The organism is Alysiella filiformis (genome assembly GCF_014054525.1).
Taxonomy (GTDB): domain Bacteria; phylum Pseudomonadota; class Gammaproteobacteria; order Burkholderiales; family Neisseriaceae; genus Simonsiella; species Simonsiella filiformis.
This window is the reverse complement of sequence record NZ_CP059564.1, coordinates 1,536,794-1,562,335: the sequence shown is the minus strand read 5'-3', so window position 1 is coordinate 1,562,335 and position 25,542 is coordinate 1,536,794. Positions and strand designations below refer to the sequence as shown.

Annotated in this window: 23 protein-coding genes and 1 pseudogene; 8 read left to right on the top strand and 16 right to left on the bottom strand. The window is 47.8% G+C overall.

Going from position 1 to position 25,542, the window contains the following annotated elements:
• Positions 1-7 precede the first annotated feature (7 nt).
• Positions 8-805: a hypothetical protein gene (locus H3L97_RS07750; RefSeq protein ID WP_097114781.1), complete on the top strand. Its 798-nt coding sequence runs from the start codon at positions 8-10 to the stop codon at positions 803-805.
• Between the two features lie 92 nt (positions 806-897).
• On the opposite strand, the gene H3L97_RS07745 is transcribed toward H3L97_RS07750, so the two are convergent.
• Positions 898-1,745 (bottom strand): IS630 family transposase gene (locus H3L97_RS07745; protein ID WP_182073065.1). Its coding sequence is split into 2 segments (ribosomal slippage): positions 898-1,430 and positions 1,430-1,745, totalling 849 coding nucleotides; the frame shifts between segments, so codons are not numbered across the junction.
• 291 nt (positions 1,746-2,036) lie between these two features.
• On the opposite strand from H3L97_RS07745, the gene H3L97_RS07740 reads away from it, so the two are divergent.
• Positions 2,037-2,903, top strand: a complete 867-nt coding sequence (locus tag H3L97_RS07740; RefSeq protein ID WP_097114377.1) for a hypothetical protein — start codon at positions 2,037-2,039, stop codon at positions 2,901-2,903.
• Between the two features lie 18 nt (positions 2,904-2,921).
• The gene (bioB, locus tag H3L97_RS07735; protein WP_097114297.1) at positions 2,922-3,923 is read left to right on the top strand and encodes a biotin synthase BioB; all 1,002 of its coding nucleotides are present in this window, start codon (positions 2,922-2,924) and stop codon (positions 3,921-3,923) included.
• Between the two features lie 52 nt (positions 3,924-3,975).
• On the opposite strand, the pseudogene H3L97_RS07730 reads toward bioB, so the two are convergent.
• The 5 genes and pseudogenes from H3L97_RS07730 to H3L97_RS07710 form a co-directional block, all read right to left on the bottom strand.
• A pseudogene (locus tag H3L97_RS07730) lies at positions 3,976-4,934 on the bottom strand (dipeptide ABC transporter ATP-binding protein).
• Complete coding sequence (locus H3L97_RS07725; RefSeq protein WP_097114298.1) at positions 4,931-5,917, bottom strand: ABC transporter ATP-binding protein; 987 nt, start codon at positions 5,915-5,917, stop codon at positions 4,931-4,933. The pseudogene H3L97_RS07730 and the gene H3L97_RS07725 overlap by 4 nt, the downstream one beginning before the upstream one ends.
• Positions 5,918-6,110: 193 nt before the next feature.
• Complete coding sequence (locus H3L97_RS07720) at positions 6,111-7,022, bottom strand: ABC transporter permease (protein ID WP_097114299.1); 912 nt, start codon at positions 7,020-7,022, stop codon at positions 6,111-6,113.
• 225 nt (positions 7,023-7,247) lie between these two features.
• A complete protein-coding gene (locus tag H3L97_RS07715) occupies positions 7,248-8,261 on the bottom strand; it encodes an ABC transporter permease (protein ID WP_097114378.1) in 1,014 nt (337 codons plus the stop codon).
• 144 nt (positions 8,262-8,405) lie between these two features.
• Positions 8,406-10,070 carry an ABC transporter substrate-binding protein gene (locus H3L97_RS07710; RefSeq protein WP_097114300.1) on the bottom strand — a complete coding sequence of 555 codons (1,665 nt, stop codon included), beginning with the start codon at positions 10,068-10,070 and terminating at the stop codon, positions 8,406-8,408.
• 293 nt (positions 10,071-10,363) lie between these two features.
• Here H3L97_RS07710 and H3L97_RS07705 point away from each other — a divergent pair, with 293 nt between their 5' ends.
• On the top strand, positions 10,364-11,830 hold the full coding sequence (locus H3L97_RS07705; protein ID WP_034291122.1) for a DASS family sodium-coupled anion symporter: 1,467 nt from the start codon (positions 10,364-10,366) through the stop codon (positions 11,828-11,830).
• Between the two features lie 67 nt (positions 11,831-11,897).
• Here the strand turns inward: H3L97_RS07705 and hscA are convergent, their stop codons facing one another.
• The gene (gene hscA / locus H3L97_RS07700) at positions 11,898-13,760 is read right to left on the bottom strand and encodes a Fe-S protein assembly chaperone HscA (RefSeq protein WP_097114301.1); all 1,863 of its coding nucleotides are present in this window, start codon (positions 13,758-13,760) and stop codon (positions 11,898-11,900) included.
• Between the two features lie 68 nt (positions 13,761-13,828).
• Positions 13,829-13,966 carry a hypothetical protein gene (locus H3L97_RS07695; protein WP_179655827.1) on the bottom strand — a complete coding sequence of 46 codons (138 nt, stop codon included), beginning with the start codon at positions 13,964-13,966 and terminating at the stop codon, positions 13,829-13,831.
• 200 nt (positions 13,967-14,166) lie between these two features.
• On the opposite strand from H3L97_RS07695, the gene cysK reads away from it, so the two are divergent.
• Positions 14,167-15,099, top strand: a complete 933-nt coding sequence (gene cysK / locus H3L97_RS07690; RefSeq protein WP_097114302.1) for a cysteine synthase A — start codon at positions 14,167-14,169, stop codon at positions 15,097-15,099.
• Positions 15,100-15,399: 300 nt separating this feature from the next.
• On the opposite strand, the gene hemN is transcribed toward cysK, so the two are convergent.
• Complete coding sequence (gene hemN, locus H3L97_RS07685) at positions 15,400-16,806, bottom strand: oxygen-independent coproporphyrinogen III oxidase (protein WP_097114303.1); 1,407 nt, start codon at positions 16,804-16,806, stop codon at positions 15,400-15,402.
• 174 nt (positions 16,807-16,980) lie between these two features.
• On the opposite strand from hemN, the gene fnr reads away from it, so the two are divergent.
• Positions 16,981-17,718 carry a fumarate/nitrate reduction transcriptional regulator Fnr gene (gene fnr, locus H3L97_RS07680; protein WP_097114304.1) on the top strand — a complete coding sequence of 246 codons (738 nt, stop codon included), beginning with the start codon at positions 16,981-16,983 and terminating at the stop codon, positions 17,716-17,718.
• Between the two features lie 57 nt (positions 17,719-17,775).
• On the opposite strand, the gene H3L97_RS07675 is transcribed toward fnr, so the two are convergent.
• From H3L97_RS07675 to H3L97_RS07645, 7 genes are all read right to left on the bottom strand, one after another.
• Positions 17,776-18,918, bottom strand: a complete 1,143-nt coding sequence (locus H3L97_RS07675; RefSeq protein ID WP_097114305.1) for a 5-(carboxyamino)imidazole ribonucleotide synthase — start codon at positions 18,916-18,918, stop codon at positions 17,776-17,778.
• Between the two features lie 169 nt (positions 18,919-19,087).
• On the bottom strand, positions 19,088-19,528 hold the full coding sequence (locus H3L97_RS07670) for a peroxiredoxin (protein WP_097114306.1): 441 nt from the start codon (positions 19,526-19,528) through the stop codon (positions 19,088-19,090).
• A gap of 98 nt (positions 19,529-19,626) precedes the next feature.
• Positions 19,627-20,802, bottom strand: a complete 1,176-nt coding sequence (locus tag H3L97_RS07665) for a PilT/PilU family type 4a pilus ATPase (RefSeq protein WP_371271264.1) — start codon at positions 20,800-20,802, stop codon at positions 19,627-19,629.
• Positions 20,803-21,049: 247 nt separating this feature from the next.
• Positions 21,050-22,090, bottom strand: a complete 1,041-nt coding sequence (locus H3L97_RS07660; protein ID WP_097114308.1) for a type IV pilus twitching motility protein PilT — start codon at positions 22,088-22,090, stop codon at positions 21,050-21,052.
• 148 nt (positions 22,091-22,238) lie between these two features.
• Positions 22,239-23,183, bottom strand: coding sequence for a branched-chain amino acid transaminase (locus tag H3L97_RS07655; protein ID WP_097114309.1), 945 nt, complete (start codon positions 23,181-23,183; stop codon positions 22,239-22,241).
• A gap of 101 nt (positions 23,184-23,284) precedes the next feature.
• Positions 23,285-23,575, bottom strand: coding sequence for a BrnA antitoxin family protein (locus H3L97_RS07650; RefSeq protein WP_097114310.1), 291 nt, complete (start codon positions 23,573-23,575; stop codon positions 23,285-23,287).
• A complete protein-coding gene (locus tag H3L97_RS07645) occupies positions 23,550-23,828 on the bottom strand; it encodes a BrnT family toxin (RefSeq protein WP_097114311.1) in 279 nt (92 codons plus the stop codon). The genes H3L97_RS07650 and H3L97_RS07645 overlap by 26 nt, the downstream gene beginning before the upstream one ends.
• Positions 23,829-24,042: 214 nt before the next feature.
• Here H3L97_RS07645 and H3L97_RS07640 point away from each other — a divergent pair, with 214 nt between their 5' ends.
• Together H3L97_RS07640 and lapB are read left to right on the top strand one after the other, a co-directional pair.
• Complete coding sequence (locus H3L97_RS07640; RefSeq protein WP_097114379.1) at positions 24,043-24,366, top strand: LapA family protein; 324 nt, start codon at positions 24,043-24,045, stop codon at positions 24,364-24,366.
• Between the two features lie 4 nt (positions 24,367-24,370).
• Complete coding sequence (gene lapB, locus H3L97_RS07635) at positions 24,371-25,540, top strand: lipopolysaccharide assembly protein LapB (RefSeq protein WP_097114312.1); 1,170 nt, start codon at positions 24,371-24,373, stop codon at positions 25,538-25,540.
• Positions 25,541-25,542: the final 2 nt, after the last annotated feature.

The window sequence follows — 25,542 nt, the reverse complement described above, 5'->3', positions numbered from 1 at the left end:
TAAACCCATGTTACCACACAAAAATATTTTGATTGCCAGTGCGGTTTCTTTTGTTTGCGGTGTGGCGGTGGCAAGTGCTTATTTTGTCAGCGCGCGCGATTCAGGCAGCCTGAACGCCAACCACGCCAACGGCAGCCATTCTACCGAACACGAACCTTTGCCCAGCACCCAAATTTCCGACCACGCCACCGATTGGACGGCTTTGGTGGACACCATGTGCCGCCCCAATTCCGACATCAATCATTTGGCGATGAAATTGGATTTTCCCTTTGCCCGTTGCCAAGACGCCCACGGCACAATAGACAAAGCCTGCGTGAGCGAAGATGCCAAACGTTTTCAGCCAGCCTTGCCGCAACCGTATCAAGCCAATTTGAATGGCATGACGGTGCGTTTGGATTCGGCAGATGGCTGGTACGATATGCACTACATTTTGCCTTTGCAAAATGCCACTTATCACGGTATGCCTTTGCAAGCCTTGGCGGTCAATATTGAAATTGGCGACAGCAACAGCAACGAAATGCGCGGCTGGCAAACGCCCTATGTGGTGGTGCAAGAAGATTTCAGCAAAATCAAATCGGCTTTGGCACAAAATCCGCCTGCCAGCCAAACCGTGTATTATGCCAATGTGCCAGAAAGCAGCAACGCGCAGCCTGAACCCTTTGCCACCGAAATTGAAGCCCAACAAGCCAGCAAACAATTAGGCGGCAACCCCGATTTGGTCAGCAAACAAAGCATGAAGTTGGAAGCCAATTTCAATGAACGCCTGAAAGCGGTTACGCTGGGTTGCGTGTCGCAAAGTTCTTGAACACAATTGCCAAGCTGAAACCTTTGCAAAACCTACTTTTAAACTGATGTAGAGGCGGATTTCATATCCGCCTCTTTTCAATTTATGTATATTCAGTTAAAATAAGAATAGGACACTAACGTATCAGTAAAATGCCTTCCACTAGGTAAAATGGCTCGCATATATCTCTTGATGTTTGCCCATGTCCGTTCTATGGGATTAAGCTCTGGTGAATAAGGTGCAAGCGGCAAGATTTTATGCCCCCATTTGTGCGCCATTTCACGCAAAATACCCATACGATGAAATCGTGCATTATCCAAAATAATGACAGATTTTTTATTTAAAATAGGCAATAAACATTGCTCAAACCATGTTTCAAAAAAAGCACTGGTCATTGTGTTTTGATAAATCATAGGGGCAATCAGTTTGTTGCCGACTTGTGCGGCAACAAGCGATAAGCGTTGGTACTTTTTACCACTGATTTGGGCTTTGATGACCTGCCCCTTTGGGCTACGCGCATAAGGACGAAATAAGTAAGTATCAAATCCCGTTTCATCCAAATAAACACGCTGATAGTCAAAAAATTCAGCCAGTTGATTTAAATAATCTTTTACTTTATTTGGGTCTTGTTCTTTGTATGTGGTGGTCTTTTTTTACGCGTGATACCCATTCTTTTGAGTGCATAAAAAATGGCTGATTTTGAACAATTAAAATGTTCAGCTATTTCATGCAAATAAGCATCAGGGTGTTGTTGTATATGTTCAGCCAATTTTTGGCTGTTCAATTTATTGGCATTTTGCCCCTTTACTTGATGATTTAAGCTGCCTGTTTGCGCTTTCAAGCGTATCCATAGGTAAAGCGTATTTCTGGATATTTGGTAAGCTTGGGCGACTTTACTGATATTTTTGCATTGTTCATAATAGCTTAATGCTTTATTTCGCAGTTCTGTTGAATGTGCCATTTTTTAATCCTAAAAATTAGGGTATTGTACTATTTTATTTTGAATTGACTATAAGAATGAAAATTTCTGCGAACCTAAACGGGGCAGATATGAAATCTGCCCCTACAAACCGAGTTTTGCAAAGGTTTCAAGCTGCCTGAAAAGCCCGATTGTGGTTTTTCAGGCAGTTTTTTGTTTGCCATTTTGCGTATTTTTCGCTATAAAGCGTTTGCTCAACCGATTGGCGGTAGGCTCAAATGTTCTACATTGCGCAGAAATTTGATTTTTTTGATTTTTATGGAAATTGAAACCATGTTATTTTTGATTTGCAGTATTTTGGCGAGCGTGTCGGTGGCGGCATTGCTCAAAGTGGCGCGGCAACGCGGTTTGTCCATTGAACAAATGGTGGCGAGCAATTATGTGATTGCCACGATTTTAACCATCGCCTTTTTGCAGCCGCAAACGCAACTGGGCAGCCTGAATTTTTCAGGCAGCCAAATTGCCCTGTTTGTGGCTTTGGGGGTGTTGTTGCCGACCATTTTTATTGCCATGGGGCGTTCGGTGGCGGTGGCTGGCATTGTCAAATCGGACGCGGCGCAACGCCTGTCGCTGTTTTTGCCCGTGTTGGCGGCTTTTACGATTTTTGGCGAAACCATTTTGCCGCACCGTTTGGTGGGCTTGATTTTGGCGATTTTCGCGCTGCTGTTGGTGCTGCATAAACCGCAAAACAACACCGCCACCAGCGAACAAGGCGCAGCAAAATGGTTGCTTGCCGTGTGGTTGGGTTATGGTGTGATTGATATTTTATTCAAACAGTTATCCAAGCAAGGCGCGGCATTTTCAGGCAGCCTGTTGGTGGTGTTTGTGCTGGCGGGGGCGTTGATGTTTGCATATTTATTGAGCAAAAACACACTTTGGCACAAAAACAATTTGCTCGCTGGCGCATTGCTGGGCTGCCTGAATTTCATGAACATTCTGTTTTACATCAAAGCCCACCAAGCGTTTAAAGACAGCCCCACGCTGGTGTTTGCAGGCATGAACATGGGCGTGATTGTGTTGGGTACTTTGGTGGGCGGATTGGCATTTCACGAAAAAGTGAACAAATTAAATTACTTGGGCGTGATTTTGGCATTGTTTGCCATTGTGATGTTGTATTTTGGGCAAATTTTATTCCAATAAAATCAAGGAGAAATCATCATGATACAAACTTTATCCCCCATCGCTTTTCGCCGCGCCCTGCCTGAAACGCAGCCACACCCCACCGCCCAATATTGGCGCAAATGCCAAGTGGAAGCATTGTTCAATCAACCTTTTTTGGAACTCGTTTTTCAGGCAGCCAGCGTACATCGCCAGCATTTTGACCCACAAAAAATCCAATTATCCACATTATTGTCTATTAAAACAGGTGGTTGCCCCGAAGATTGCGAATACTGCCCCCAATCCGCCCACTACCACACAGGCGTGGAAAAACAAGCCCTATTGAGCGTAGAAGAAGTGGTCGCCAAAGCCAAAATTGCCAAAGAACGCGGTGCAAGCCGTTTTTGCATGGGCGCAGCGTGGCGCGGTCCCAAGCCTGACGATGTGAAATTGGTCAGCGAAATCATCAAAGCCGTCAAAGATTTGGGTTTGGAAACTTGCGGCACATTCGGGTTGCTCCAAGACGGCATGGCAGAAGATTTGAAACAAGCAGGCTTGGATTACTACAACCACAATTTGGACACCGACCCCAGCCGCTACAACGACATCATACACACACGCCGCCATGAAGACCGCATGGACACATTGGGCAAAGTCCGCCACGCAGGGCTGAAAGTGTGTTGCGGCGGCATTGTCGGCATGAACGAAACGCGCCCCGAACGCGCAGGTTTAATCGCCAGCCTTGCCAATCTCAGTCCGCAGCCTGAAAGCGTGCCAATTAACCAGTTGGTCAAAACCGTAGGCACACCATTGGCACACGCCGAAGATTTGGATTGGACAGAATTTGTGCGAACCATTGCCGTGGCACGAATTACCATGCCGCAAAGTTTCATCAGATTAAGCGCAGGACGCACCGATATGCCCGAATCGGTGCAAGCGATGTGCTTTATGGCAGGGGCAAATTCCATTTTTTATGGCGACAAACTGCTCACATCAGGCAACCCCGATGAGGACAGCGACCAAGTTTTGATGAAAAAATTGGATTTATTGGCTTTGCAATAAACAAAAAATTTCAGGCAGCTTGTTTTCAGGCTGCCTGAAATGTTTTTTGTGTTTACGCGGCAATTTCTTCCAAACGCAAACACGCCACTTTTCTGCCCTTCCATTCGCGCAAAGGCGGTTCAGTTTGGGCGCATTGCGCGTTGGCGTGGGGGCAACGCTGGTGCAAAGCACAACCCGTTGGCGGATTAAGCGGACTGGGCAATTCGCCACGCAATTTCAAATCCGTTTTGTGTCCGTTCACGCTGGGCGCGGCGGCGAGCAGGGGTGTTGTGGCGCATTGAAAATGTCATCGCGGCTGCCGTGTTCCACCGCTTTGCCCAAATACATCACCATCACTTCATCGGCAACGTGTTGCACCACCGACAAATTGTGTGAAATGAACACATAAGCCGTGTGAAATTCATCTTGCAAATCCATAAACAAATTCAACACTTGCGCTTGAATGGAAACGTCCAAAGCGGAAGTGGGTTCGTCTGCCACCACAATTTTGGGGTTCAACATCATGGCGCGTGCCAGCGCAATGCGTTGGCGTTGCCCGCCCGAAAACATGTGCGGATAACGCTGGGCGTGTTCGGGGCGCAAACCGACTTTTCTCATCATTTCCACCGCTTTTTCGTGCTTTTCGGCACGCGATAATGAGGTGTGTATGGTCAAAGGTTCGGTGAGTTGATATTCAATGGTTTGACGCGGATTCAGGCTGCCATAAGGGTTTTGAAACACCATTTGGATTTCGGTACGCAACTGTTTTAATTGCGATTTGGAAAGATTGTGCGTGCTGGCATTGTTAATCAACAATTCGCCAGACGATGGGCTTTCAATCAATGTGAGCTGACGCGCCAAAGTGGATTTGCCACAACCGCTCTCGCCCACAATCGCCAAGGTTTTGCCTGCCTGTAATTGAAATGAAATGCCGTTTAAGGCTTTGACCGATTTTTTCGGTTTGCCAAAACCTTGCGCCACAGGATAGTATCGCGCCAAAGATTTTGCTTCTAATACAATATTTTGTGTCATGCTGATTCTCCTGCTCGCGCTTGATTGGTGCGTATGCAGCGCACCACGCCAAAGGGGTGAGATTGAATGGGCGGCGGCGTGTCGCAGGCTGCCTGAAAATGCGGACAACGTGGCGACAACAAACAACCTTGCGGACGGTCATATTGGCTCGGCACGACACCAGCCAAGCTCGCCAGACGTTTTTGCCCCACCGACAATTCGGGAATTGCGGCAAGCAAGGCTTGGGTGTAGGGGTGTTCAGGCTGCCTGAAAACGTGGGGAACTTGATTGGTTTCAATCACTTGCCCTGCATACATCACGGCAACATCACGCGCATTTTCTGCCACCAAGCCCAAATCGTGGGTAATCAGAATCATTGCCATGTGTTTTTCGCGCTGCAATTTGCCCAACAAATCCATGATTTGCGCTTGCACGGTAACGTCCAAAGCGGTGGTGGGTTCGTCTGCAATCAAAAGTTGCGGCTCGCAAGCAATCGCCATGGCAATCATCACGCGCTGGCTCATGCCGCCCGATAATTGATGCGGATAAACATTCAGGCGATTTTTTGCGTCTGGAATTTCAACCAAATCAAGCAATTCCAAAACACGCGCTCGTGCAGCCGCGCCTTTTAAGCCCAAATGGGCTTTCAGCACTTCGGCAATTTGCGTTTCAATGGTAAAACTGGGGTTCAGGCTGGTCATCGCGTCCTGAAAAATCATGGAAATGTCTTTGCCGATGATTTGGCGTTTTTGTTTGGCAGACATGGCTTGCAAATCTTGCCCATTAAACAACAATTTATCTGCCGTAATCGTGGCAGAACTGGGCAACAAGCCCATCAACGCCATCATCGTAACCGATTTGCCCGAACCCGATTCGCCCACCACCGCCAGCACTTGCCCTTTGTTGATGTTGAGCGAAACATTGTCCACCGCCCGAAACGCGCGTTCGCCCTTGCCAAAGGTTACGGCAAGGTTTTGGATTTGTAAGAGTGGTTCTGTGTTCATTTTTGTGTCCTTTTGGGGTTTCAGGCTGCCTGCAACCTGTCCCCTCCCCTGCTGGCGGGGGAGGGTTAGGGTGGGGGTGGCACGTTGCGTTTCTAACCCCCACCCCAGCCCTCCCCCTTGCATAGGGTGAGGGGGTAGGTTTGTGGCAATATCAAAAAATGTCGTGTACTGAAAGGCTGCCTGAAAAATATTTTTACGAAACCTGTTTCAATTTTGGGTCAAGCGCATCGCGCAAGCCATCGCCCGTTAAATTGACCGCCAATGCCGACAGGAAAATTGCCGTACCGGGGAAAATCGCCAGCCATACATTGCTTTGGATGTATTGGCGTGCCGTACCCAACATCGCGCCCCATTCCGCATCGGGTGGTTGCACCCCAAATCCCAAAAAGCCAATCGCGCCCGCTTCCAAAATCGCGGCAGAAAAAATCATCGTGGCTTGCACAATCAGGGGCGCAAGGCAATTTGGCAACACGGTAATGAACAGCAATCGCGGTGTCCCTGCCCCCATCACACGGGCGGCGGTAACGTAGTCGCGTTGCAATTCCACCATGGCGGTGGCGCGTGTTAAGCGGATAAAGGGCGGCAAACACACCAGCGCAATCGTGATGATGGTGTTGGTCATGCTCGGACCCAAGATTGCCGCGATGATAATCGCCAACAACAAACTGGGATAAGACATCAAAATGTCATTGACCAACATCACGGCTTTACCCCAACGTTTCGCCCAAAACGCGGCAGACAAACCCAAACTGATGCCGCCCAACATGGACAAAATGGTCGCGCACAAACCGATAAACAGCGAATAACGCGCACCGTATAACAAACGCGATAAGGTGTCGCGCCCTGCATCGTCTGTGCCAAATGGAAAGGCTTTGTCGCCACCTTCCATAAACATGGGGGGTAATTGCTCTTTGCCTGTGAACAATTCATAGGGGTCGTGCGGGGCAATGATGGGCGCAGCCAACGCCAAAACAATCATCGCCACCAACACCATCAAACCCAACACCGCGCCTTTGTTGGCACAAAATGTGCGGTAAAACAGTTGCCATTGTGTAGGCGGTTTGGGGCGTTGGATTGTGGAAACCGTTGCTTGGTTTGTGCTCATGTTTTTTCCTTTAAATTTTTTGAATTTTATTGCGCAGGTTGCCTGAACTTCTTTACTCCCTCTCCCTTTGGGAGAGGGCTGGGGAGAGGGTAAATTGCCGTTATCTGAACGTTTTTCCCTCTCCCTAACCCTCTCCCAAAGGGAGAGGGGATAAGATTTATGGTACATCAAAAATTTTGTTTTGCAGGCTGCCTGAAACGAAGTTCAGCGTAGCTAAAATATTTTTTACGAATGACGAATACGCGGATTAATCAATCCATACAAAATGTCCACACACAAACTCACCAACATCAGCGCGGTTGCCACCAGCAAAATGCCGTTTTGAACAATCGGGTAATCGCGGTTGTGAAAACCGTCCAACAGCCAATTGCCGACACCCGGCCAACTGAAAATGGTTTCGGTCAAAATCGCGCCCGCCAGCAACATTGCCATTTGCAAGCCAATTACCGTTACCACCGTAATCATCGCGTTACGCAAAACGTGTACCAAAATAATCCGCATGGGCGACAAACCTTTGGCTTTTGCCGTACGCACATAATCTTCGCCCAACACTTCCAAAAACGCTGAACGTGTCATACGCGCAATCATCGCCAAAGGAATGGTAGAAAGCGCAATGGACGGCAACACAAAATGTTTCAAAACATCAATAAATGCACCTTGTTGATTGCTGGTTAATGAGCCAAGCAGCCACGAACCGTAAAGCGGTTTCACGTCCAAAAATTGAAACACGCTAATCACGCCCGATACAGGCAGCCAGCCCAAATAATGCGCAAAAAAGCCCGTTAAAATGGGACCCAGCAAATAAATGGGCATGGAATAACCTGCCAATGCGCCACTCATCAGCGTGTAATCCAGCCACGAGCCGCGTTTTAAGGCAGCCGTGATGCCCAATGCCACCCCCAAAATGGTGGCAATGACCATGGCACACAAAGCCAGCTCCAAAGTTGGCACAAAATGCGATAAAAAGTCGTCCAACACGGGCGTGCGGTCGCGGAACGATGTGCCAAAATTGCCGCTAAAAATGTCTTTTAAATAATTGAAATATTGTATGGGCAAGGGTTGGTCTAGCCCCAAACGTTTCATGGCGGCAGCGTGAACGGCTGGGTCTACCGCTTTTTCGCCCATCATGATTTCCACCACATCGCCTGGAACAAGGCGAATCAGCGTGAATGTGGACAGGGTCAATCCCAAATACACGGGAATCAAAATCAGAATGCGTTTGATAATAAAGGAAAACATGGTTGGCTCGCGTTCTTGTTTTTTGTTTTTAGATTGGGGGGATTGGGTTTTCAGGCTGCCTGAAAACGGCTCAACATCAAAAAACCACCGCCGCAATCCCAAAGCGGCGGCGGTTGTCATTTTAGCATGGGGTGGCGAGCAACATCATTCCACTTTCACGCCATCAAAACGCATATTACCAAATGGGCTGATTTCAAAGCCTTGTACATTTTTCGCGGTAAACACAGTTACCACCGAATGCGCCATGGTTGTCCAAGGTAATTGTTCTTTGAAAATCACTTGGGCTTGTTTGTATTTGTCTTCACGTTGGGCTTTGTCGGTCAGCACACGCGCGTCATTGACCAATTTGTCAAACTCGGCATGGCAGAAACGGGAATAATTGCTGCCTTTTGCTTTACAAGTCAATAAATTGCCCAACCAGTTGTCGGGGTCGCCATTGTCGCCCGTCCAACCCATTAAGTATGCCCCACCTTCGCCATTTTTCAGGCGTTTCAGATATTCGCCCCATTCGTAGCTGACGATTTTGGTTTTCAAACCGATTTTCGCCCAGTCTGCCTGAATCATTTCCGACATCAATTTGGCATTGGGATTGTAGGGGCGTTGCACAGGCATTGCCCACAATTCAATTTCCGTGCCTTCTTTGATGCCTGCTTCGGCTAACAGGGATTTGGCTTTTTCCACATCATAAGGGGCGTTTTTCAGGGTGTCGTTGTAACTCCATTGCGTTGGGGGCATGGGGTTGGTGGCGGCTTTACCTGCACCTTGATACACGGCATTGATAATCGCATCGCGGTTAATCGCCATGTCCAAAGCCTGACGCACTTTCAAATCTTTGAATGGGGCTTTTTCCACATTGTAGCCCACATAGCCCAAGTTAAAGCCCGATTGTTCAATGATATTGATTTTACCTGCTTTTTTCGCGGCTTCCACTTCGGCGGTTTTGGGATAAGCGGAAACGTGGCATTCGCCAGCCGCCACTTTTTGAGCGCGAACGGCTGAATCTTTGGTAATGGCAAACACCAAATTGTCAATATGCACATCGTTCACATTCCAATAATCGGCGTGTTTGGCATAGCGAATTTGCGAATCTTTATTGTAGGAAACGAATTTGAATGGACCTGTGCCAATGGGCTGGGTATTGTAATCTGCCGCTTTGCCTGCTTTTTCCAATTTGTCGGCATATTCAGCCGAACCGATGTAGGCAAAAGGCATGGCAATGTTTTGCAAAAATGGCGCGTCCACTTCTTTTAATGTGATTTTGACGGTGTAATCGTCCACTTTTTCCACATTGGCGATGTTGTCAGGCAGCCCCATATCTACCGCGTAAGGAAATTCGGTTGGATAGGCTTTGTTGAATGCAAAATTGGGGTCGCTCAAACGCTTGAATGTGAACACCACATCATCGGCATTGAATTCACGCGATGGGGTAAAACTTTCGTTGCTGTGGAATTTCACGCCTTTGCGCAAATGGAAGGTGTAGGTTTTGTTGTCTTCGGAAATGTCCCATTTTTCGGCTAGGGCTGGCTGAATTTCGGTGCCATTGCGTGGGAATTGCACCAATCCATTGTAAATGGGGTATGCGCTGGCATCAAAAGACGTGCCGTCCGTCCATTGCGCAGGGTCAAAACCGCTTGGGCTGCCTTCGGAGCAGTAAACCAAGGTTTTGCTGCCTGAACTGCTGGCTGGGGCGGTTTTGGCGGTTTCGCCAGACGCGGGCGCGGTGGATTGGGCGTTGTTGCCACCACCGCAAGCCGCCAACATCAGGCTGGCTGCCAATACGCTGAGTTGTGAGACCATTTTTTTTGTCATGATGCCATTCCTTTATCAGGGTTTGAAATTGGGTTACAAGAAATAAGTTGTAATATAAACGAGTTTAGATTTGTTCGTAAAGTGTTAAATTGCGTTTATTTGCGATATTTTATGATAAAGCGCCTTTTTCAGCAGGAAAACCACACGAAAATGGGATTGATTTTTGGTGATTTTCAGGCTGCCTGAAACAAAATTTCCCCCACCCAAAAAAAAATTTGCGCTAACACAAATGCACTCGGGTCGCAAAAGCGTACAATTACACCCAGTTTCACAACACAGATAAGGAGAATTTTATGAAACGCGAATTGGGTTTCAAACCCATTCCCACCCTGATTGCCATTGCGCTGGCATTGATAATCTGGTTCAGCCCGATACCCGAAGGCGTATCGCCACAAGGTTGGCATTTGTTGGCGATGTTTGTGGGCGTGATTGCGGCGATTATTGGCAAAGCCATGCCCATTGGTGCGATGTCCATTGTGGCGGTGATGTTGGTGGCGGTATCGGGGGTTACGGCAGATAAACCCAGTCAAGCCATAGACCATGCTTTGTCATCGTATGCCAATTCGTTGATTTGGTTAATTGGTATTGCCATCATGATTTCACGCGGTTTGCTGAAAACGGGCTTGGGGGCGCGAATCGCTTATTTATTCATTGCCGTGTTTGGCAAAAAAACCTTGGGGATTGGATACAGTTTGGCATTATCCGAATTGCTGCTTGCGCCTGTTACACCCAGCAACACGGCTCGCGGTGGCGCAATCATGCACCCCATTATGAAATCCATTGCAGGCAGCTACGATTCCGACCCCGAAAAAGGCACCGAAAAACACATGGGCAAATATTTGGCATTGGTCAATTACCATTCCAATCCCATCAGTTCCACCATGTTCATTACCGCCACCGCGCCCAATCCTTTGGTGGTGAATTTGATTGCGGAAGTGGTGGGCAGCGATTTTCGTTTAAGTTGGGGCGCGTGGGCTTGGGCGATGCTGGTACCGGGTTTGGTGGCGTTTGCCTTAATGCCTTTGGTGCTGTATTGGCTTTATCCGCCTGAAATCAAAGAAACCCCCAATGCGGTTGCTTTTGCCAAAGAAAAATTGGCGCAAATGGGCAAAATGTCGCTTGATGAAAAAATCATGTTGGCGATTTTTGTGATTTTGTTGCTGCTGTGGGCGGGTGTGCCTGAAATGCTGTTGGGCAAAGCCTATGCGGTCAATGCCACCGCCACGGCATTCATTGGATTGAGTTTACTGCTGTTGAGCAACGTCTTGACTTGGGACGATATTTTGAAAGAAAAAAGTGCTTGGGACACCATTATTTGGTTTGGTGCTTTAATCATGATGGCAACTTATTTGAACAAATTGGGCGTGATTAAATGGTTTTCAGGCAGCCTTGAAACGACCATTGGCGGTTTTGGTGTCAGTGGCATGATGGCAGGTTTGCTGCTGGTATTGGCGTACATGTACGCGCACTATTTCTTTGCCAGCACCACCGCCCACATTACCGCCATGTTTGGGGCATTTTTGGGGGCAGCCATTTCTTTGGGTTCGCCACCCATGCTCACGGCTTTGATGTTTGCGGCTGCGTCCAGCCTGATGATGAGTTTGACCCACTACGCCACAGGCACATCGCCCGTTGTGTTTGGTTCGGGCTACACCACCATGGGTGAATGGTGGAAAGCAGGTTTCATCATGAGCGTGGTCAATTTCATCGTGTTTGCCGTGGTTGGCGGCGTGTGGTGGAAAATCTTGAATTATTGGTAAACGCATCAATCAAATGTTCAGGCAGCCCAATTTGGTGTTGGGCTGCCTGAAACCATTTCATACACAATCAAACATTCAAATCCGCCACATTTTGCCCTTGCAACATGCGCTGAATGTTTCTGTCCATGCGTTTGGCGGCAAAATCATCGGTGGCGTGCGACAAATCGTGAATCATCGCGCGGATTTGCTCGGCGGTGTGCGTGGGCAAACTGGCGTTCAACTTATCCATTAAACCATTGATTTTTTGGATTTCATCGGCACTCAATAAATCGCTGTCCAAAGTTAGGGCTGCCTGAATTGCGCCAATCAAGCCTTCTGCCTCCACTTTGGCTTCGGCACGGGCGCGGGCAATGGCATCGTCTTTGGCGTTGCTCATGCTGTCGCGCAACATATTCATAATCGTGTCATCGTCCAAACCGTAAGATGGTTTCACTTCAATTTGCGCTTGAACGCCTGTGGTTTGCTCACGCGCCGACACCGACAACAAACCATCGGCATCTACCTGAAACGTAACGCGAATCCGCGCCGCGCCAGCCACCATGGGCGGAATGCCACGCAAAGTGAATTTCGCCAAACTGCGGCAGTCTGAAACCAATTCGCGTTCGCCCTGCACCACATGAATGGTCATGGCGGTTTGACCGTCTTTGAAAGTGGTAAATTCTTGGGCGCGCGCGGTGGGCAAAGTGCTGTTGCGCGGAATGATTTTTTCAGCCAGCCCGCCATACGTTTCCAAGCCCAAAGAAAGCGGTGTTACGTCCAACAACAGCCATTCGCCATCGTTTTTATTGCCAGCCAAAACATTGGCTTGCATGGCTGCACCCAAAGCCACCACCTCATCGGGATTCAAATTATTGAGTGGCGTTTGCCCAAAAAACGCGCCCACCGCCTGTTGAACGTGCAACATGCGCGTGGCACCGCCCACCATAATCACGCCTTTGATGTCGGATTTGGACACGCCAGCGTCTTTCAGGGCTTGCTTAACAGGTTCAAGGGTTTTGGCGACCAAATGCTGGGTCAACGCGTGAAATTCAGCGCGTGTGATGACGGTGCGAAGTGGCGTACCGTCTTGCAATTCGGTGGCGATTTCGGTTTCAGGCAGCCTGCTCAACGCTTCTTTGGCAGCGCGAACCAAACCAAACAACAGTTGCACATCGCGTTCATCGGTAATGGAAAGTTGATGTTTTTCAACAATATGGCAAAACAAGCGGTGGTCAAAATCATCGCCACCCAAAGCAGAATTGCCACCCGTTGCCTTCACTTCAAACAAGCCTTTGGAAAGCTGCAACACGGAAACGTCAAACGTGCCGCCACCCAAATCGTACACCACAAACGTGCCTTCGGCGGCGTTGTCCAAACCGTAGGCAATGGCGGCGGCGGTGGGTTCGTTGAGCAAACGCAACACGTTCAAACCTGCCAAACGTGCCGCGTCTTTGGTGGCTTGGCGTTGCGCGTCATCAAAATAGGCTGGCACGGTAATCACCGCGCCCACCAAATCGCCCCCCAACGATTGCTCGGCACGGTCTTTCAACACACGCAAAATGTCGGCAGACACTTCAATGGGGGTTTTTAAACCATTTTTGGTTTGCAATTCAATGATTTTGTCTGACGCGCCAAAACGATAGGGCAAATGCGTGGTGTCAATTTCAGGCAGTGTGCGCCCAATTAAACGTTTGGCAGATGAAATGGTGTTTTGCGGGTCAAGTTTTTGTTGTTCAAGGGCTTTTTTTCCCACAACCGCATTATCATCGCCCAAATAACGCACCACCGATGGCACGGCAACCGCACCTGTTTCATCTGGCAAACAGCTCGCTGCACCGCTTTTAACGGTGGCAACCAAGCTGTTGGTCGTCCCCAAATCAATGCCCACCGCCAAACGGTGTTGATGGGGCGCAGCAGACATATTCGGTTCGGCAATTTGCAATAAAGCCATGATTTGTTCCTTGATGTGTATTTTTAACGGTGCGTATTTTAGCATTGTTGAGTGCATTTGTCGGTTTTTCAGGCAGCCTGAAAAGTGGATTTATGGGGCTGTTTGTCTTTATTTAACGTGAACTTGGGGTAAGTAACGGTTAATTTGCCAACAAACCAGCTCTCTATCCCTATGGGAGAGAATTGGAGAGAGGTCTTGTTGAACACATACCCTCTTCCACAATGAGAGGGGGTAAAGTTACTTCAATTTATCAATCACTTTTATCCCGAATTCGCGTTATTTAGCGCATTTTTTGCCATTTAGAAGTACCACTTCTAAACCAAAGTCAGATAAATTATTTGTTTTTTGCCTGCTTTGCTTTTAGAATGCCATTTGTTTTTTTATCAAGAATAAGGATTTGGAAAAGATGAATATTGCCAACAACATCACCGACTTAATCGGCAACACCCCTTTGGTGCAACTCAATCGCGTCAGCGAAAATTTGCCTGCCAAAATCGTTGCCAAATTGGAATTTTTCAATCCAGCCAGCAGCGTGAAAGACCGCATTGCCGCCGCCATGATTGCCGATGCCGAAAAAGCAGGCAAAATCAAAGCCAATACCATTATTGTTGAACCCACTTCGGGCAACACAGGCATTGGCTTGGCAATGGTTTGCGCGGCAAAAGGCTACAAATTGGTCATTACCATGCCCGAAAGCATGAGCCAAGAACGCCGTATGCTTTTACGCGCTTACGGTGCAGAATTGGTTTTGACCCCTGCCTCCGAAGGCATGGGCGGTGCGATTGCCAAAGCACAAGAATTGGTAAACAGCAATCCTGATGTGTATTTTATGCCACAACAGTTTGAAAATCCTGCCAATCCCGAAATCCACCGCCACACCACCGCCGAAGAAATTTGGCGCGACACAGACGGTAAAGTGGACATTTTCGTGGCTGGCGTTGGCACAGGCGGCACCATCACTGGCGTGGGCGAAACCCTGAAAGCGAAAAACCCCAATGTGCAGGTTTTTGCGGTTGAGCCAGAAGCCTCGCCCGTGTTGAGCGGTGGACAAAAAGGACCTCACCCCATTCAGGGCATTGGCGCAGGCTTTATCCCCAAAGCATTGAACACGGCAGTGTATGACGGCATCATTCAAGTACCCAACGAGGCGGCTTTTGCCACCGCGCGTGATATGGCGCAAAAAGAGGGTGTGCTGGTGGGCATTTCATCGGGTGCGGCGGTGTGGGCGGCATTGCAGTTGGCTGCCAAACCTGAAAATGCAGGCAAATTGATTGTGGTGGTGTTGCCTTCTTATGGCGAACGTTATTTGTCCACGCCTTTGTTTCAAGATTTGGCATAATTGAATTGGATTTCAGGCTGCCTGAAACTTTTGCAAAACTCAATTCGTAGGGGCAGATTTCATATCTGCCCTGTTTAAACTTGCAGAAATTTTTATTTTTATCAATACAAAATGAAACACCATGTAGGGTGCAACTTGTTGCACCAAATCCATGTTTTATCAGGAAAATGGTGCAACAAGTTGCACCCTACACTTGTCCTATTTTGAAATGCATGAAACCTAAATTGAAAAGGGGCGGATATAAAATCCGCCCCTACATCAATTTAAAAGTGGGTTTTGCACAGGTTTCAGCCTGTTTTTTTACACCGTTTGCGAATATTTGGCTTGCGTTTCTTTGTGGCGCAAGTGGTAATCAAAAATCATGGCAATATTGCGAATCAAAAAACGACCTTTGGGCGTTACTTTCAGGCTGCCTGAAACCGCATTCCACTCAATCAAGCCGAGTTTTGCCATATTGCCCAAATCGTGCATTTCATCGGCAAAATAATCCGCAAAATCAACCCCATATTCCGACAATTCCAGCGCAAAACGGCACATCAAATCTTGAATGATTTGGCGGCGCAACACATCGTCATCGTTCAACTCATAGCCGCGCAAAATGGGCAAATGTCCTGCATCCAAAGCGGCATAATATTCGGGCAACTCTTTTTCATTTTGGCTGTATGTGTTGCCCACCTTGCCAATGCTGCTCACACCAATCGCCACCAAATCGCAATCGGCATGGGTGGAATAGCCTTGGAAATTGCGTTGCAATCGCCCTTGTTTCAGCGCAATGGCAAGCTCATCTTCGGGTTTGGCAAAATGGTCCATGCCAATGAAAACATAGCCTTTTTCGTCCAACAAATGCACGGCATATTGCAAAATGTCCAATTTTTCTTCGCTAGACGGCACGGCATTGGTGTCAATGCGGCGTTGTGGCTTAAAAATGTGCGGCAAATGCGCGTAATGATACAAAGCCAAACGGTCGGGATTGAGTTCCGACAGCACCGTATCCAAAGTGGGTTTGATGCTTTCCACCGTTTGGTGTGGCAAGCCGTAAATCAAATCCACGCTGATGGATTTGAAACCTGCCTCACGCGCCGCGTCTATCACTTCTTTTGTTTCTTCAACGGTTTGAATGCGGTTTACGGCTGCCTGAACTTTGGGGTCAAAATCCTGAATGCCCACGCTCATGCGATTGAAACCCAATTTGCCCAATTTGAACACGCTTTCACGGCTGACTTTGCGCGGGTCAATTTCAATGGAATATTCGCCATCGGGCAGCAATTCAAAATGTTCGCGTATCATTTTGAACACGCGCTCCAACTGTTCATCGTTCAAAAAAGTGGGGGTGCCGCCACCAAAATGCAGTTGCGCCAAAGGGCGTTTGCCGTGCAAATGCGGTTGCAGCAAAGCCATTTCTTTTTCCAAATAAAGCAAATATTCATCGGCTTTGCGCGTGTCTTTGGTGATGACTTTATTGCAGCCGCAGTAGTAGCAAATCACATTGCAAAACGGAATATGCACATACAATGAAACAGGTTCAAGATTGTTTTTAAAGGTTTTTGCCAAAGTGTTTTCATATTCAGGCTGCCTGAAACCCACATGAAAGCGGTCGGCGGTGGGATACGATGTGTAACGTGGACCACTGGCAGGCAAACTGGCGATTAAATCGCGGTCAAAATCAAACAGCGTGTGATTTTCTTGTGTAATTGTGATTGTTTTCATGGATTTGTGTATCGGTTTTCATTTTAAGAAAGGCTATTTTAAAGATTTTGGGCGAATTTGGGGAAAATTTGTTAAAATAGCGCGATTTAAATATACTCGCTTTGATTTGTATCAAAATCAGCCGTTCTGTGTATTTGTTTTTAAAAATTTTTGAAAAATGGGCTTAAATTCATCATGGCGAACCCAATTTTGCACATCAAAACCCAGTGTTCAGAATGTTCATTACGCGAACTTTGCCTGCCTGTTGGTTTACACAAACACGATTTGGAACAACTCAATAGCGTGATTCGCCAAAGTCGCCGCTTAAAAAAAGGCGATTACCTGTTTCACGCTGGCGAAACTTTTGTGTCGCTGTTTGCCATACGCACGGGCTTTTTCAAAACCACCGTTGGCACGCAAGATGGGCGCGACCAAGTTACGGGCTTTTTCATGTCGGGCGAACTGATGGGCATGGACGGCATCGGCAACAACATCTACATCAACGATGCCATTGCGCTGGAAGACAGCGAAGTGTGTGAATTGCCCTTTGCGCGTATGGAAGATTTGGTCAAGCGCGTACCCAGCCTGCAAACGCATTTTATGCGCCTGATGAGCCGAGAAATCATACGCGACCAAAATGTGATGATGATGTTGGGCAATATGCGCGCCGAAGAGCGTTTGGCGGCATTTTTGCTGAATTTATCACAACGTTTGCAAACGCGCGGTTTTGCCGCCAACGATTTCATTTTGCGTATGTCGCGCGAGGAAATTGGCAGCTATTTGGGTTTGAAACTGGAAACGGTCAGCCGAACCTTGTCGCGTTTCAACCAAGAAGGCTGGATTTCGGTGGAACACAAACACATTCAAATTTTGCAAGCCCGTGCATTGAAAGATTTGGTGGCAGGCTGCTCGGGTAAATCCGATGTGATTTGATTTCAGGCAGCCTGAAAACACAAAAAGGCGGATAAAATGCCATTATCCGCCTTTTTGTCATTTTCTCAATTCGCCATGTGCTTGTTTTGCCAAATCAAATGCGCGATTGGCGTGGTCTGCCAACACGGTAAAATGCCCCATTTTGCGCCCTGCCCTTGCTTGCGTTTTGCCATACAAATGCAAATGCGTTTCAGGCTGCCTGAAAACCGCTTGCCAATTCGGTTCACTGCCATTTTCGCCCCACACATCGCCCAAAATATTCGCCATGCAACACGCCGACAGCAAATCGGTTTTCGCAGGCGGCAAACCGCACATCAGCCGCACCTGCTGCTGAAATTGGCTGGATAAACAAGCATCTATCGTGTGATGACCGCTATTGTGTGGACGCGGCGCAATCTCATTAACCAGCAAATGGGCTTCATCGCCCACCACAAACATTTCCACCGCCAACACGCCCACATAATCCAACTCATTCGCCAAACGAATTGCCATGCCACGCGCTTGATTTTGCAGCGTTTCAGGCAGCCGCGCTGGCACAATGGAATACGCCAAAATGCCATTTTCATGATGATTTTCGGCAGGGTCAAACGTGGCAATTTCATCATCGTTCAAACGGCACACAATTACAGAAATTTCCGCACGCAAATCCACCAGCCGCTCCAAAACACAAGGCACACCGCAATGCGCCGCAAATGCCGCCCGCAATTCAGGCAGCGTGTTCACGCGAATTTGCCCCTTGCCGTCATAACCCAAAGTGGCGGTTTTCAAAATCCCCGATAAATAGGGCAAACTTTGTTCGCCAATATCTTCTTCTTTTTCAATGACTTGATAAGGTGCAGTTTGCAAACCCGCTTGGCGTATCCATTGTTTTTCCAAAATGCGATTTTGGGCAATCGCCACACAATCGCCGCTTGGCGACACGCGCGTGTGTTGCGCCAAATCGCGCATGGCTTGGGCGTTCACATTTTCAAATTCGGTGGTGATGGCGGCACATTTTGCCAATTCTTTCAAAGCATTGGCATCATCAAATGCCGCACACAAATGCACATCGGCAAAACGTGCAGCAGGCGCATTCGGGTCAGGGTCAAGCACAGTAACGCGATAACCCATTGTTTTTGCAGCCATTGTGAACATACTGCCCAACTGCCCACCGCCCAAAATGCCCAACATGGCTGGCGGTAAAATTGGATTTATTTTCATTGGTTTAAACCTTTTTTGTTTATTTTCAGGCAGCCTGAAAAGTGCCACTATACTGTCCCCTCTCCCTGTGGGAGAGGGTTAGGGAGAGGGTAAATTTTAAGATTAAAGCCCCCTCTCCCCAGCCCTCTCCCACAGGGAGAGGGAGAGAGATTGCTGCACCCTACTGATTTCAGGCAGCCTGAATGCGTTTCACGGTATCCAGCACTTCTTGCGCGTGATTGGCAACTTTTACCTTGCGCCATTCGTGGACAATCTCGCCTTGTTCATTCAAAACAAAAGTGCTGCGCTCAACACCAAGATGTTCTTTTCCATACATTTTTTTCAATTTCAACACATCAAATTGTTTGCACACACTTTCATCTGTATCGCTCAACAATTCAAATTGAAAGCCCTGTTTCGCGCAAAAATTTTGGTGGGTTTTGACGCTGTCGCGCGAAATGCCGACCACCGTGTAACCCAATGCGCGAAATTCAGGCAGCAAATGGTTGAAATCCAAGCCTTCGGTGGTGCAACCTGCGGTGTGGTCTTTGGGGTAAAAATAGACAATCAAAGGCAAATGTTGTGCCGCGTCAAACACTTCGCCGCTTGATGAAGGAAGAGAAAAGGGCATGATTGCTGTCCTTAATAAAATGGGGAAAATGGGTTTTCAGGCTGCCTGAAAAACAACAACCGCAAACCCAAATCAGTCTTGCGGTTGCGATTTTAGAATCAGTTAAAAGTCAATTCATTCACACGTTCAAAGATATGGGTTTCGGCATTGCCCTCTTCCCACAACTTAATGCGCAAACGCAAGTCGTTCACCGATTCAGCTTGGCGCAAGGCTTCATCATAAGTAATGCGCCCTTCGGTGTACAAACGGAACAAATCTTGGTCAAACGTTTGCATACCGTCCACTTCCGAACGATTCATCAACGACATGGCTTCCATCAATTCGCCTTTGAAAATATGGTCTTGCATGGCAGGCGTGTTAATCAGCAAATCCACAATCGCCGTGCGACCGCCCTCTTTCAAACGCGCCAAACGCTGACCAATGATGCCCACCACGTTCAAAGCCAAGTCCATCAACACCTGCTGATGACGCTCTTCGGGATAGAAGTTCATAATCCGCTCAATGGTTTGCACGGCATTGTTGGCGTGAATCGTGAAAATACACAAGTGTCCCGTTTGTGCCAGTTGCAAGGCATATTCCATGGTGTGTTCGTTACGCACCTCGCCCACACACACCACGTCTGGTGCTTGACGCATGGCAGATTGCACCGCCATAGACCAAGAATTGGTGTCCACGCCCAATTCGCGCTGCGTGAAAATGGATTTAATCGGTTTGTGCAAATATTCCACAGGGTCTTCAATGGTAACAATATGACCTGCCGCGTGTTTGTTGCGCCAGTCCAACATCGCCGCCATGGAAGTGGATTTACCCGAACCCGTTGCACCTGCCAAAATCAGCAAGCCGCGTGGCTGCATTGCCAATTCTTTCAAACCTTGTGGTAATTGCAAATCGTCCACCGTCAAAATTTTGGTGGTAATGCGCCGCCACACCATGCCCACGCGACCTTGCTCGTGATAAGCATTCACACGGAAACGCACACCTGCTGACGACATAACCGAATAGTTCAATTCCAATTCTTTGTCAAATTTGATGCGTTGGTCGGGTGCCATGGTGGAATACACCAGCATTTGCGTATCAGAAGACGACAAGGGTTTCAATGGCACAGGAATCAATTCGCCATTGATTTTGAACGATGGCGGAAAACCTGCGCTGATGAAAATATCCGATGCCAAGCGTTTTTCACACTCGGCAGCCATTTTTTCCAACAAAGGGTGCAACTGTGCTGTACCACCCAACATGGGGGCTTGCCCAGCCATGCCACCACCCATGGGCATACCTGCACCCATGCCCCCAACTGCGGGCATTTCGCCACGCGAAACGGCTTCGCTGGCTGCCATGCGTGCTTGTGCGCGTTCTTTGGCGGCAAGTTCGGGGTGGGTGTTTTTGTAATCATTAACCAAACCTGACAACAGGGCTGCCACATCGGGTTTATTTTGTTCACTCATGACTTTAACTCTTTCATGATGATGATTTTTTAAACAATATGAATGATTCGGTTTCTTTTCAGGCTGCCTGAAAAAATCAGTTAATCATATCGGGGTTTTGGGCTTTGGCGCGCGCGTCTTCCAAAGAAATGATGTTGCGGCGTACCAAATCTTGCAAGCACTGGTCCAGTGTCTGCATGCCGTAGTTTTGACCTGTTTGCAATACGGAGTTCATTTGTGCGATTTTGTTTTCACGAATCAAGTTACGAATCGCGGCATTGGCAATCATGATTTCATGGGCGGCAACACGACCTTTACCGTCTTTGGTTTTCAGCAGCGTTTGCGCGATAACGGCACGCAAAGATTCCGACAACATGGAGCGCACCATCTCTTTTTCGCCTGCTGGGAACACGTCAATGATACGGTCTACGGTTTTGGTTGCGCTGGTGGTGTGCAAAGTGCCAAATACCAAGTGTCCCGTTTCGGCGGCGGTCAATGCCAAACCAATGGTTTCGGGGTCGCGCATCTCGCCCACCAAGATGATGTCGGGGTCTTCACGCAATGCCGATTTCAGCGCGTTGGCAAAACTGTGGGTGTGTTCGTGCAATTCGCGTTGGTTAATCAGCGATTTTTTGGATTGATGCACAAACTCAATCGGGTCTTCAATGGTCAAAATGTGGGCGGGTTCGTTTTGGTTCACATAGTCAATCATCGCCGCCAAGGTGGTGGATTTACCTGAACCCGTAGGCCCTGTTACCAGCACCAAACCGCGTGGGGTTTCGGCAATTTTTTGGAACACACGCGGTGCTTTCAATTCTTCCAAAGTCAAAACTTTGCTGGGAATGGTACGGAACACGGCGGCTGGCCCGCGATTGGTGTTGAACGCATTCACACGAAAACGTGCCACATTGGGCAATTCAAATGAAAAGTCGGTTTCCAAATTTTGTTGGTAATTTTTGCGATTCAAGTCGTTCATCACTGAACTAATCATGTTTCCCACATCTTCTGCACTCATTTCAGGCAGATTGATGCGGCGAATGTCGCCATGAACGCGAATCATGGGGGGCAAACCTGCGGACAAATGCAAGTCAGATGCTTTGTTTTTCACACCAAACGCCAAAAGGTCGGTAATTTGCATGGACATGGTTTAAATCACTTATCGGTAATTGTTCAAATTGGGGTTATTGTAAAGAAATTTGCGCCTTTTGATAAGCCCAATTCCACATAATTTGCCTAATTTAAGGCAAAAACGCACGTTCAGGCTGCCTGAAAGTGCGTTTTGGGGATTATCCTACATAAGTCAGATAATGTTCGTAGTCGGGATTGCGTCCTTGAACGATGTCAAAAAAGCGTTTTTGGATTTCTGTGGTTAATTCGCCACGTTCGCCAATGCCGATTTGACGGTTGTCGATTTCGCGGATTGGGGTAACTTCGGCGGCAGTGCCTGTGAAGAACACTTCATCGGCAACATACAACTCATCGCGCGTGATGCGTTTTTCAACCACTTTCACGCCCATGGCGGTGGCAATTTCCATTACGGTGCGGCGTGTGATGCCGTCCAAAGCCACGTCCAAAGCGGGGGTGTACAACACGCCATCTTTAATCACGAAAATGTTTTCGCCCGAACCTTCGGCAACATAACCAGCCGCGTCCAACAAAATGGCTTCATCGTAGCCGCTTTGATGGGCTTCGGTATTTGCCATGATGGAGTTCATGTAGTTGCCATTGGCTTTGGCTTTAATCATGGTTACATTGGGGTGATGGCGCGTGAAGCTGCTGATTTTGCAACGAATGCCTTTACGCAAACCTTCTTCGCCCAAATACGCGCCCCAAGCCCATGCCGCAACAATCATTTGCACATCATCGGCTTTGGGGGCAATGCCCAATTTGAACGAACCGTAAAACGCCATGGGGCGGAAATAGCACGATGTCAAACCATTGGCTTTAACCACATCAATGTGTGCTTGGTTGATTTGTTCTTTGGTAAAGGGCAAATTCATGCCCACGATTTTGGCTGAATTGAACAGGCGGTTGGTGTGGTCTTGCAAACGGAAAATGGCTGCGCCTTTTGGGGTTTCGTAGGCGCGTACGCCTTCAAACACGCCCATGCCATAGTGCAAGGTGTGGGTCAAAACGTGGGTTTGGGCATTGCGCCAATCAACCAATTCGCCGTTGTACCAAATTTTGCCATCGCGGTCGCTCAATGCAACGGTGGGGGTGGGTGCGCTCATACAGATTCCTTTGAATAATGGTTGTTTAAAAATGGAGAAAGATGTGTTTCAGGCAGCATTACTGTTTAAACAATATGGCAAAAGGCTGCCTGAATGTATTTTTAAGATTGCTGCACATGGCGCAACAACACTTCATTGATTCGCGTTTGCCAACCTTTGCCATCGGCTTTAAAAGCCGCAATCACTTCGGGCGATAAACGCAAAGTAACCATTTGTTTGGTTGGCATTTTTTGTTTACCGCGTGTTTTACGTTGTTGTTCACTGTGTTGATGAAGCATTGCCATAAATTCAGGCGACATCACTTCTTTAATTGGGCGAAAATGCGTCAAATCTTGACGACTTAATTCAGGTACTTCGCCCATATCATCAATCAGCTTGGGTAAACTGTTCATAATTTCTGCTCTCTCTTGAATTGGCTTTGCGAAAACTGATGACACGAATGCCACCTTCAATGGGTGTAAACACGACAACATGCAATCGCTGCTGCAACAATGCCAACGCCACAAAGCGCGGCTCGGGATAATCATGGCGCGTATCTGCACACACCCATGCCGTTTGCCAATCTAAATCACAGACCAAATCAAATGGCAGGTTGCGTTCCCGAATATTGCGCTCGGATTTTTGTGGGTCAAATTCAATTTTCATGATTTATTGTAATAACAATTTAACCCATTCGCAAGTAAAATCAAACCCTTTTTTAAGGCAATTCTGCTCATTTTACCTGCCCATCTTGTCTCAAAACCGATACGATTATACACATGAGCCACGCCGAAACAAACGCAGCCGTATCAAAAAACACGCAAATCGTTTACACTATCGCACATTTTTTCGCGGTATTTCCATTTGGAGCAAAAACATGATGAAATTTTTAAAGATTGTTTCTTGGGGCATCAAATTCATTATTTTGGCAATTTTGCTGATTTTGGCGTTCATCAACACCAATGCGGTGCAATTTTCGTATCTCCCTGGTCAATCGCTGAATTTGCCTTTGATTGTGGTGCTGTTTGGCATGTTTGTGGTGGGGGCGATTTTTGGTGTGTTTGCCATGTTTGGGCGTTTGTTGCGTTTGCGCAGTGAAGTGGCACGTTTGCGTGGCGAAGTGCAAAAAACGGCACGTTTGACTCGCCAAGATTTGTCGGCACCTGCCGAGCAGTCCATTCCCACCATTATTGAAAAGAAATAATCGTATGGATATGGAAATTTGGTGGCTGCTGGTACCGATTATTTTGCTGCCTGTGTTTTTCGGCATGGGCTGGTTTGCGGCACGGGTGGACATGAAAACCGTGCTGAAACACGCCAAAACCGTTCCCACAGGCTTTTATGCCAGCTTGGACGCGCTGGTGGACAAAAACACGGGCAAAGCAGCACGGCATTTGGCAGAAGTGATTGACCAACAACAAGGTTCTTATGATTTGAACTTGACCTTGGGCAAGCTCTACCGTCAGCGTGGCGAAAACGATAAGGCGATTGCCATGCACAAAACGCTGTTGCAATCGCCCGACACGGTGGGCGAAAAACGCGAGCGTGTGTTGTATGAATTGGGTTTGAATTACCAAAGTGCAGGTTTGATTGACCGCGCCGAGCAAATTTTTTTGGAAATTCAAAACGGCAATATGGCAAAACAAGCCAATGAAGTCTTGCTCAATATTTACCAACAAGACCGCGATTGGGAAAAAGCCATCACCACCGCCCAGCTTTTGGCGCACGATGAGCAAACTTATCAATTTGAAATTGCTCAATTTTATTGTGAAATGGCGCAAGCGGCTTTGTTTCGCAATGATTTGGTGCAAGCGCGTGAACACGTTCAGGCAGCCTTAAACGCCAACAAAAAATGCACCCGCGCCAACATGATTTTGGGCGACATTGAGCAAAAACACGCCAATTATGGCGCGGCTATTGCGGCATACACGGCGATTGAATCGCAAAATCACGCTTATTTGAGCATGGTGGGCGAGCGCATTTTTGACGCTTATCAGGCACAAAACAAGGCGCGCGCGGGTTTGGACGTGCTGATTGGCTATGCGAAAACCTTTCCTGCTTTGGATTTGCTGAATGTGATTTATGAAAAATCGCTGCTGTTGGACGGTGAAGCCAAAGCCAACCAGCTTGCCATTGAACTCATTCGCGCCAAGCCTGATTTGAATGGCATGTATCGCCTGTTGGGTTTGCAAATGTCAGATTTGAATCCGCAATGGAAGGCAGACGCAGACATGATGCGCGGTGTAATGGGTCGCCAATTACAAAAGGCGGTGATGTATCGTTGCCGAAATTGTCATTTTAAATCACAGGTTTATTTTTGGCATTGCCCTGCCTGCAACAAATGGGAAACCTTTACGCCCAATAAAATTGAGATTTAAAT

What these genes read in the sequence shown, in the direction of transcription:
- hscA (WP_097114301.1), bottom strand. Translation starts at nt 13,760, where the DNA reads ATGGCTTTATTGCAAATTGCCGAACCGAATATGTCTGCTGCGCCCCAT.
- H3L97_RS07655 (WP_097114309.1), bottom strand. Translation starts at nt 23,183, where the DNA reads ATGAGCGCACCCACCCCCACCGTTGCATTGAGCGACCGCGATGGCAAA.
- hemN (WP_097114303.1), bottom strand. Translation starts at nt 16,806, where the DNA reads ATGAAAACAATCACAATTACACAAGAAAATCACACGCTGTTTGATTTT.
- lapB (WP_097114312.1), top strand. Translation starts at nt 24,371, where the DNA reads ATGGATATGGAAATTTGGTGGCTGCTGGTACCGATTATTTTGCTGCCT.
- H3L97_RS07645 (WP_097114311.1), bottom strand. Translation starts at nt 23,828, where the DNA reads ATGAAAATTGAATTTGACCCACAAAAATCCGAGCGCAATATTCGGGAA.
- H3L97_RS07665 (WP_371271264.1), bottom strand. Translation starts at nt 20,802, where the DNA reads ATGCCCATGGGTGGTGGCATGGCTGGGCAAGCCCCCATGTTGGGTGGT.
- cysK (WP_097114302.1), top strand. Translation starts at nt 14,167, where the DNA reads ATGAATATTGCCAACAACATCACCGACTTAATCGGCAACACCCCTTTG.
- fnr (WP_097114304.1), top strand. Translation starts at nt 16,981, where the DNA reads ATGGCGAACCCAATTTTGCACATCAAAACCCAGTGTTCAGAATGTTCA.
- H3L97_RS07750 (WP_097114781.1), top strand. Translation starts at nt 8, where the DNA reads ATGTTACCACACAAAAATATTTTGATTGCCAGTGCGGTTTCTTTTGTT.
- H3L97_RS07670 (WP_097114306.1), bottom strand. Translation starts at nt 19,528, where the DNA reads ATGCCCTTTTCTCTTCCTTCATCAAGCGGCGAAGTGTTTGACGCGGCA.
- H3L97_RS07675 (WP_097114305.1), bottom strand. Translation starts at nt 18,918, where the DNA reads ATGAAAATAAATCCAATTTTACCGCCAGCCATGTTGGGCATTTTGGGC.
- H3L97_RS07660 (WP_097114308.1), bottom strand. Translation starts at nt 22,090, where the DNA reads ATGCAAATTACCGACCTTTTGGCGTTTGGTGTGAAAAACAAAGCATCT.
- H3L97_RS07640 (WP_097114379.1), top strand. Translation starts at nt 24,043, where the DNA reads ATGAAATTTTTAAAGATTGTTTCTTGGGGCATCAAATTCATTATTTTG.
- H3L97_RS07715 (WP_097114378.1), bottom strand. Translation starts at nt 8,261, where the DNA reads ATGTTTTCCTTTATTATCAAACGCATTCTGATTTTGATTCCCGTGTAT.
- H3L97_RS07650 (WP_097114310.1), bottom strand. Translation starts at nt 23,575, where the DNA reads ATGAACAGTTTACCCAAGCTGATTGATGATATGGGCGAAGTACCTGAA.
- H3L97_RS07725 (WP_097114298.1), bottom strand. Translation starts at nt 5,917, where the DNA reads ATGAACACAGAACCACTCTTACAAATCCAAAACCTTGCCGTAACCTTT.
- bioB (WP_097114297.1), top strand. Translation starts at nt 2,922, where the DNA reads ATGATACAAACTTTATCCCCCATCGCTTTTCGCCGCGCCCTGCCTGAA.
- H3L97_RS07710 (WP_097114300.1), bottom strand. Translation starts at nt 10,070, where the DNA reads ATGACAAAAAAAATGGTCTCACAACTCAGCGTATTGGCAGCCAGCCTG.
- H3L97_RS07705 (WP_034291122.1), top strand. Translation starts at nt 10,364, where the DNA reads ATGAAACGCGAATTGGGTTTCAAACCCATTCCCACCCTGATTGCCATT.
- H3L97_RS07720 (WP_097114299.1), bottom strand. Translation starts at nt 7,022, where the DNA reads ATGAGCACAAACCAAGCAACGGTTTCCACAATCCAACGCCCCAAACCG.
- H3L97_RS07740 (WP_097114377.1), top strand. Translation starts at nt 2,037, where the DNA reads ATGTTATTTTTGATTTGCAGTATTTTGGCGAGCGTGTCGGTGGCGGCA.